Consider the following 8,059-nt stretch of genomic DNA (forward strand, 5'->3'; position numbering starts at 1 on the left):
CGGTGGCTTGAAGAACCTGGGGTTGCTACGCAGCCCTTTCGCGACACAAGGCCGCTCCCACAGGAGGGTGGCGCCTTGAAGGTTGGCGCCGTCCTGTGGGAGCGGCCTTGTGTCGCGAAAGGGCCGCGTAGCGGCCCCAACGGTCTCTCTAGTGTTTACAGCGCAGCAATCCGCGCATGCTGCTCGGTGAAGTTGGCCAGAGCCTGCTCAGACTCGGCCAGCTTGGCGCGTTCTTTCTCGATCACCGCAGGTGGGGCCTTGTCGACGAAGGCTGCGTTGGACAGCTTGCCGCCAACACGTTGCACTTCACCTTGCAGACGCTGGATTTCCTTGTTCAGGCGTGCCAGCTCGGCATCCTTGTCGATCAGCCCGGCCATTGGCACCAGCACTTGCAGGTCACCTACCAGGGCGGTAGCGGACAGCGGCGCTTCGTCGGCATCACCCAGTACGGTGAACGATTCGACCTTGGCCAGCTTCTTCAGCAGCGCTTCGTTTTCCTGCAGGCGGCGCTGGTCGTCGGCGCTGGCATTCTTCAGGAACAGTGGCAGCGGCTTACCTGGGCCGATGTTCATTTCGGCACGGATATTACGCAGGCCGACCATCAGCTCTTTCAGCCACTCGATGTCGCCTTCGGCGGCGGCGTCAATGCGCGCTTCGTTGGCCACTGGCCACGGCTGCACCATGATGGTCTTGCCGTCGATGCCGGCCAGCGGCGCGATGCGCTGCCAGATTTCTTCGGTGATGAACGGCATGAACGGGTGCGCAAGGCGCAGTGCCACTTCCAGCACACGCACCAGGGTGCGGCGGGTGCCGCGGGCGCGCTCTACCGGGGCGTTTTCGTCCCACAGTACCGGTTTGGACAGCTCCAGGTACCAGTCGCAGTACTGGTTCCAGATGAACTCGTACAGCGCCTGGCTGGCCAGGTCGAAGCGGAACTGCTCCAGCTGGCGGGTTACTTCGGCTTCGGTACGCTGAAGCTGCGAGATGATCCAGCGGTCGGCCAGCGACAGCTCGTAGGCTTCGCCGTTCTGGCCGCAGTCTTCACCCTTGTCCAGCACGTAGCGGGCAGCGTTCCAGATCTTGTTGCAGAAGTTGCGGTAGCCTTCGACGCGGCCCATGTCGAACTTGATGTCGCGGCCAGTCGAGGCCAGCGAGCAGAAGGTGAAGCGCAGGGCGTCGGTGCCGTAGCTGGCAATACCTTCGGGGAACTCGGCTTTGGTCTGCTTGGCGATCTTCTCGGCAAGCTTGGGCTGCATCATGCCGCTGGTGCGTTTTTCCAGCAGGGCGTCGAGGGTGATACCGTCGACGATATCCAGCGGGTCCAGCACGTTACCCTTGGACTTGGACATCTTCTGGCCCTGACCGTCACGTACCAGGCCGTGCACGTACACGGTCTTGAACGGTACCTGCGGGGTGCCGTCTTCGTTCTTGATCAGGTGCATGGTCAGCATGATCATGCGCGCAACCCAGAAGAAGATGATGTCGAAGCCAGTCACCAGTACGTCGGTGGAGTGGAACTTCTTGAGGAATTCAGTCTGCTCCGGCCAGCCCAGGGTGGAGAATGTCCACAGGCCCGAGCTGAACCAGGTGTCGAGTACGTCGTCATCCTGGCGCAGGGCCACGTCGGCGCCCAGCTTGTGCTTAGTGCGTACTTCTTCCTCGCTGCGGCCAACGTAGACCTGGCCAGCCTCGTCGTACCACGCCGGAATACGGTGGCCCCACCACAGCTGGCGGCTGATGCACCAGTCCTGGATATCACGCATCCAGGAGAAGTACATGTTCTCGTATTGCTTGGGCACGAACTGGATGCGGCCATCTTCCACGGCGGCGATGGCAGGTTCTGCCAGCGGCTTGGTGGAAACGTACCACTGGTCGGTCAGCCACGGCTCGATGACCGTGCCGGAGCGGTCGCCTTTCGGCACTTTCAGGGCGTGGTCGTCGATGCTGACCAGCAAGCCCTGGGCGTCCAGGTCGGCGACGATCTGCTTGCGCGCGACAAAACGGTCAAGGTTGGCATACTGGGCCGGCAGTTGGGTGTCGACCTGCTCGTTGACGCTGCCGTCGAGGTTGAAGGCCTGGGCACTGGCCAGCACGAAGGCGTTCTTGTCGAAGATGTTCAGCAGCGGCAGGTTGTGACGCTTGCCGACTTCGTAGTCGTTGAAGTCGTGGGCCGGGGTGATCTTCACGCAACCGGTACCGAACTCGGGGTCGCAATAGTCATCGGCGATGATCGGGATGCGGCGGCCGACCAATGGCAGTTCGACGAATTTGCCGATCAGTGCCTGGTAGCGTTCGTCGTTCGGGTTGACTGCCACGGCGGCGTCACCCAGCAGGGTTTCCGGACGAGTGGTGGCAACCACCAGGTAGTCCTGCCCTTCGGCGGTCTTGGCGCCGTCGGCCAGCGGGTAGCGCAGGTTCCACAGGTGGCCTTTCTCGTCGTGGTTTTCCACTTCGAGGTCGGAGATCGCTGTGTGCAGCTTGGTGTCCCAGTTGACCAGGCGCTTGCCGCGGTAGATAAGGCCGTCTTCATGCAGGCGCACGAACGCTTCTTTTACTGCTTCGGACAGGCCATCGTCCATGGTGAAGCGCTCGCGGCTCCAGTCTACCGATGAGCCCAGGCGGCGAATCTGGCGGCTGATGTTGCCACCGGACTGATCCTTCCATTCCCAGACCTTTTCCAGGAACTTTTCGCGGCCCAGGTCATGACGGTTCTGGCCTTTGGCTTCAAGTTGGCGCTCGACCAGCATCTGCGTAGCGATACCCGCGTGATCGGTACCTGGCTGCCACAGGGTGTCGCGGCCTTGCATGCGGCGGAAACGGATCAGGGCGTCCATGATCGCGTTGTTGAACCCGTGGCCCATGTGCAGGCTGCCGGTTACGTTCGGCGGCGGGATCATGATGGTGTAGGACTCGCCTGCACCTTGTGGAGCGAAATAGTTCTCGGACTCCCAGGTGTTGTACCAGGAGGTTTCGATTGCGTGCGGCTGGTAGGTCTTATCCATGCGCGGCGGGACCCTGTGCATTTATTCGGGAAAGCCGGGAAGTATAACCAAGCTGGGGGCCGCAGGCGACAAGCTGCTGACAACTGTCGGAACAGTGTCGCCTGTCTCGCGGGCAAAGCGCAGGCTTCGAACCTGTGGCAGCGGTTTGCCTGCGAAGCAGGCGACACCGTTGCCCGGCTCTACTCGGAACGCTTGATCAGGCGTTCGATCCGCGCATCCAGCCGGCGCTTGATTTCGTTCTCGATATGCGGGGTAAAGTCGTTGATCACGTCCTGCATGATCATCTGCGCGGCGGCGCGCAGCTCGCTTTCCAGGTGCAGCAGGGTGTCCTGGCGGCGGGTTTGCGGGTCGTCCTCGGGTTCGGCAGCTACCGGTTCGTCGGGCGCCGCGGGGTCGCTGGCGGTTTCGTCCAGCAGCAACGGAATCTGCTCTACCGTCTCGGTGAGCAGCGGCGGTTGCAGGTCGGCGTCGCCAAGCAGCTGACGGATCGACTCGAGGTCATCGAGCAGGTGGGCGGAATCGGGCAAAGGGGAGGGCTTGTCCATCGTCGTCAAAGTCGCTGTAAGCGGTGGTCTTGCAGAGCATAGCCCTGTTCACGGTAGAAACGGAATCGCTCACGGGCTGATTGGCGGATGGCGGGCTCTTCAACGACGATTTCTGCCACCCGCTCGAACTGCCCGACAAAGCCCGGCACGCTGGCGCCGAGGTTGATCAGCAGACCGCAGTGCTCGCCCGCGTTGTCAGCCAGGCCCAGAACCACACCAGCATCTGCATGGACCTCGGCCAGGTCGTGGGGCACGAAAGCCTCGCCCTTGAAGCGCCACAAGCGTTGGTCCAGTTCACTGCGCTGTTCTGCGTCCTGGCAGTGCAGATAGACCCGGTGGCCGAGGCGCCAGGCCTTCTCGCACAGCTTGCAGGCGAAATCGAGCCGCGCCGACAGCGAATCGGTGGGCAGAATGTAGAAGTCGACTTTGCTCATGGTGGGGATTACCGGCCGGTGGTGCGCAAGGCACCACCAGCTTCACGGCTTCAGGCGCCAGCGCGGTCCAGCAGGTACTGGGTCAGCAGAGGCACCGGGCGGCCAGTGGCGCCTTTGTCCTTGCCGCCACTGACCCAAGCGGTACCGGCGATGTCCATGTGCGCCCAGTTGTAGGCTTTGGCGAAGCGCGACAGGAAGCAGCCAGCGGTGATCGTGCCGGCCTTTGGCCCACCAATGTTGCCCATGTCGGCGAACGGGCTGTCCAGTTGCTCCTGGTATTCATCGAACAGCGGCAACTGCCAGGCACGGTCGTCGGCACGCTTGCCGGCATCGAGCAATTGCCCGACCAGGTCGTCGTTATTGCCCATCAGGCCGGAGGTGTGGCTGCCCAGGGCAACGATGCAGGCGCCGGTCAGGGTGGCGATGTCGATGACCGCCTGCGGCTTGAAGCGCTCGGCGTAGGTCAGGGTGTCGCACAGCACCAGGCGGCCTTCAGCATCGGTGTTGAGGATTTCCACGGTCTGGCCGCTCATGGTAGTGACGATGTCACCCGGGCGGGTGGCACCGCCGCTTGGCATGTTCTCGGCGCAGGCCAGCAGGCACACCAGGTTGATCGGGAGTTGCAGCTCGAGCACTGCATGCAGGGTGCCGAATACGCTGGCGGCGCCGCACATGTCGTACTTCATTTCGTCCATGCCGGCGCCAGGCTTGAGGCTGATGCCGCCGGTGTCGAAGGTAATGCCTTTACCCACCAGCACATATGGCTTGTCGGCCTTTTTGCCGCCCTGGTAATTGAGCACGATCAGGCGGGGTGGCTGGTCGCTGCCCTGGCCCACGGCGTAGAACGCGCCCATGCCCAGGTCCTTGATCTTTTTCTCGTCCAGCACTTCAACCTTGAGGGCCTTGTGCGCCTTGCCAAGGTCTTTGGCCTGTTCGGCCAGGAAGCTTGGGTGGCAAAGGTTTGGCGGCAGGTTGCCGAGGTCGCGGGTGAAGGCCATGCCGCTGGCGATGGCGCTGGCATGCTTGACCGCGCGCTCGACTTCGGCCTGGCCGGCTTTGTCGGCCAGCAGGGTGACCTTTTTCAGCGCGCGCGGCTCGGCTTTCTGGCTTTTGAAGCGGTCGAACACATACTCGCCGTCCAGCAGGGTTTCGGCCAGCAGGCGGTACTTGCCATAATGGGCGTCGCGGTTGCTGACCGCGATATCGTCCAGGGCCAGCACTGCGTCAGCGCCATTCAGGCCCTTGAGCACGCCAGCGACACTGGCCACCAGTTTGCGCCAGGCGCGGTCGCCCAGGGCTTCTTCCTTGCCGCTGCCCACCAGCAGCACGCGCTCGGCTTTCAGGCCAGGGAGGTTCTGTAGCAGCAGGGTCTGGCCCGGCTTGCCGGCCAGGTCGCCGCGCTTGAGCACGGCGCTGATGGCGCCTTCGCTGGCCTGGTCGGCAGCCTTGGCAACAGCGCCGAGCTTGCGGTTTTCACCTACCGGAAGGACCAGGGTGGCGGTTTTTACGGATGCAGCAGCTACGCTTTTTACAACCAGTTCCATGTCAGGATCCCCGAATGATCGATACGAATGGCGCCGTGTGTTCCGGCGCTCTGGACGGGCCTGGCCGCGTCGTCGCGCACCAGCGGAAAAGCTGCCAGTTTGAGCCTGTGGCAAGCGTGCTGACAACCCCGTTGTGCACCTTCGTGCGCGGCCAAGTGACAGGGGCGGTCAATCACAGGATAATGCGCGCACTTTACATGGAGGTTCGCCTTTGGCGAACCGGCATTGGTCTTGGATGTACTAAGTCATTGTTTGGCGCCATTGCATGGCTGTCCGCCCTGACAACCCAGGAGTGTCTGGTTTGATCGTCTTTCGTTATCTGTCCCGCGAGGTCCTGGTGACCTTGAGCGCCGTCAGCGCTGTGCTGTTGGTGATCATCATGAGCGGGCGCTTCATCAAGTACCTGGCCCAGGCTGCCCAAGGCGTGCTCGACCCTGGCGTGTTGTTCCTGATCATGGGCTACCGCTTGCCAGGCTTCCTGCAACTGATCCTGCCTCTGGGGCTCTTCCTCGGCATACTGCTGGCTTACGGGCGCCTGTACCTGGAAAGCGAGATGACCGTGCTGTCGGCCACAGGCATGAGCCAGCAGCGCCTGCTGGGCCTGACCATGGCACCGGCTGCCCTGGTTGCCCTGCTGGTGGCCTGGTTGAGCATGAGCCTGGCCCCGCAGGGCGTGGCCCAGGTGCAGCAGATCATCAGCCAGCAGGATGCCCTGACCGAGTTCGATACCTTGGTGCCGGGCCGCTTCCAGACCTTGCGTGATGGCTCGCGGGTAACCTATACCGAGCAACTGTCGGATGACCGCATCAACCTGGGCGGGGTGTTCATCTCCGAGAAGCGCTTCAACCAGGACAAGACCAAGGACCGCGCCCCATCGGTGCTGGTCGCTGAGAAAGGTCACCAGGAAATCCAGGCCGACGGCAACCGCTACCTGGTTCTCGAAAACGGTTACCGCTACGACGGCAATCCGGGCCAGGCTGACTACCGCGCCATCAAGTATGACACCTACGGCGTGCTGCTGCCCAAGCCGGAAGTGGCCGAGGAAGTGACCGAGCGCGAAGCTATTCCCACCTCCGAACTGATCGGCGCCAAGGGCCTGCGTGAGCGCGCCGAGCTGCAATGGCGGCTGTCGCTGCCGATCCTGGTGTTCGTCGTCACCCTGCTGGCAGTGCCACTGTCGCGGGTCAACCCGCGCCAGGGCCGCTTCCTCAAGCTGCTGCCGGCAATTCTTCTGTATATGGCCTACCTGACAATGCTGATTTCCGTACGCGGCGCCCTCGAGAAGGGCAAACTGCCGATTGCCCTGGGCATGTGGTGGGTACACGGCCTGTTCCTGCTGATCGGCCTTGGCCTGATGTACTGGGAGCCGCTGCGCCTCAAACGCGCCGCCCGCCGTGCGGAGGTGGCCCATGGCTAAGCTCGATCGCTACATCGGCCAGAGCGTGCTGCTGGCCATCCTGGCCGTGCTGGGGATCATCCTCGGCCTGGCTTCACTTTTCGCTTTCATCGATGAGATGAGCGACCTGAGTGACACCTACACAGTGATGGAAGCGGGCAACTTTGTCCTGCTTACCGCGCCTCGGCGGCTGTATGAAATGTTGCCAATGGCCGCCTTGATCGGTTGCCTGATCGGCCTGGGCAGTCTGGCCAGCAGCAGCGAGCTGACCATCATGCGTGCGGCCGGCGTGTCCATCGGCCGCATCGTCTGGGCGGTGATGAAGCCGATGCTGGTGCTGATGCTGGTTGGTCTGCTGATTGGCGAATATGTGGCTCCGGTGACTGAGAACAAGGCTCAGGCCGACCGTTCTCTGGCTCAGGGTGGTGGTGAGGCACAAAGCTCCAAGCGCGGCATGTGGCACCGCCAGGGCGAGGAGTACGTGCACATCAACGCCGTACAGCCCAATGGCCTGCTGCTGGGCGTGACCCGCTACCGCTTCGACAGCGAGCGCAAGATCGTCACCTCGAGCTTTGCCCGCCGCGCACAGTACCAGAGCGACCACTGGCTGCTCGCCGATGTGCGTACCACCTACTTCCGTGGCGACCATACCGAGGTGGTCAACGCGCCAGAGGAGCGCTGGGATGTTTCGCTCACGCCAGAGCTGCTCAATACCGTAATCCTCGCGCCGGAGTCGCTTTCGATTACCGGGTTGTGGGACTACATCCACTACCTGTCTGACCAGGGCCTGAACAACGCCCGCTACTGGCTGGCGTTCTGGACCAAGGTGCTGCAGCCGATGGTAACGGCGGCTCTGGTGCTGATGGCGATCTCGTTCATCTTTGGCCCGCTGCGTTCGGTAACCCTTGGTCAGCGCGTGTTCACGGGTGTACTGGTGGGCTTCGTGTTTCGCATTGGCCAGGACCTGCTCGGGCCTTCGAGTCAGGTATTCGGCTTCCCGCCGCTGCTGGCGGTGGTGATCCCGGCAGGTATCTGTGCATTGGCGGGCGTGTGGTTGCTGCGCCGGGCAGGCTAATAGCCTGAGCTGCACAAGAAAGCCGACCTCAGGGTCGGCTTTTTCATGGGTGTTGATCTGTCC

6 protein-coding genes are annotated in these 8,059 nt (G+C 62.7%); 2 read left to right on the plus strand and 4 right to left on the minus strand.

Features of this window, described 5'->3' with window-relative positions:
- Window positions 1-155 precede the first annotated feature (155 nt).
- The 4 genes from ACF8EA_RS24300 to ACF8EA_RS24315 all read right to left on the minus strand — a co-directional run bounded on the left by ACF8EA_RS24300 (window position 156) and on the right by ACF8EA_RS24315 (window position 5,525).
- On the minus strand, window positions 156-3,002 hold the full coding sequence (locus ACF8EA_RS24300; protein WP_392523530.1) for a valine--tRNA ligase: 2,847 nt from the start codon (window positions 3,000-3,002) through the stop codon (window positions 156-158).
- Between the two features lie 179 nt (window positions 3,003-3,181).
- Window positions 3,182-3,547, minus strand: a complete 366-nt coding sequence (locus tag ACF8EA_RS24305; RefSeq protein ID WP_021781872.1) for a hypothetical protein — start codon at window positions 3,545-3,547, stop codon at window positions 3,182-3,184.
- Window positions 3,548-3,552: 5 nt separating this feature from the next.
- Entirely contained in the window at window positions 3,553-3,981 is a 429-nt protein-coding gene (locus tag ACF8EA_RS24310; RefSeq protein WP_021781873.1) for a DNA polymerase III subunit chi, read from the minus strand.
- A 50-nt stretch (window positions 3,982-4,031) separates the two neighbouring features.
- Window positions 4,032-5,525 (minus strand): leucyl aminopeptidase, encoded by a 1,494-nt coding sequence (locus ACF8EA_RS24315; RefSeq protein WP_392523532.1) that lies wholly within the window; start codon window positions 5,523-5,525, stop codon window positions 4,032-4,034.
- 301 nt (window positions 5,526-5,826) lie between these two features.
- Here ACF8EA_RS24315 and lptF point away from each other — a divergent pair, with 301 nt between their 5' ends.
- Together lptF and lptG are read left to right on the plus strand one after the other, a co-directional pair.
- Window positions 5,827-6,942, plus strand: coding sequence for an LPS export ABC transporter permease LptF (lptF, locus tag ACF8EA_RS24320; protein WP_021781876.1), 1,116 nt, complete (start codon window positions 5,827-5,829; stop codon window positions 6,940-6,942).
- Window positions 6,935-7,996, plus strand: coding sequence for an LPS export ABC transporter permease LptG (gene lptG, locus ACF8EA_RS24325; RefSeq protein WP_021781877.1), 1,062 nt, complete (start codon window positions 6,935-6,937; stop codon window positions 7,994-7,996). Before lptF ends, lptG begins: the two co-directional genes overlap by 8 nt.
- Window positions 7,997-8,059 lie beyond the last annotated feature (63 nt).

Origin of the sequence: Pseudomonas sp. YQ_5 (assembly GCF_043103305.1) — a bacterium.
In the GTDB taxonomy this organism is placed as follows: Bacteria; Pseudomonadota; Gammaproteobacteria; order Pseudomonadales; family Pseudomonadaceae; genus Aquipseudomonas; species Aquipseudomonas putida_Y.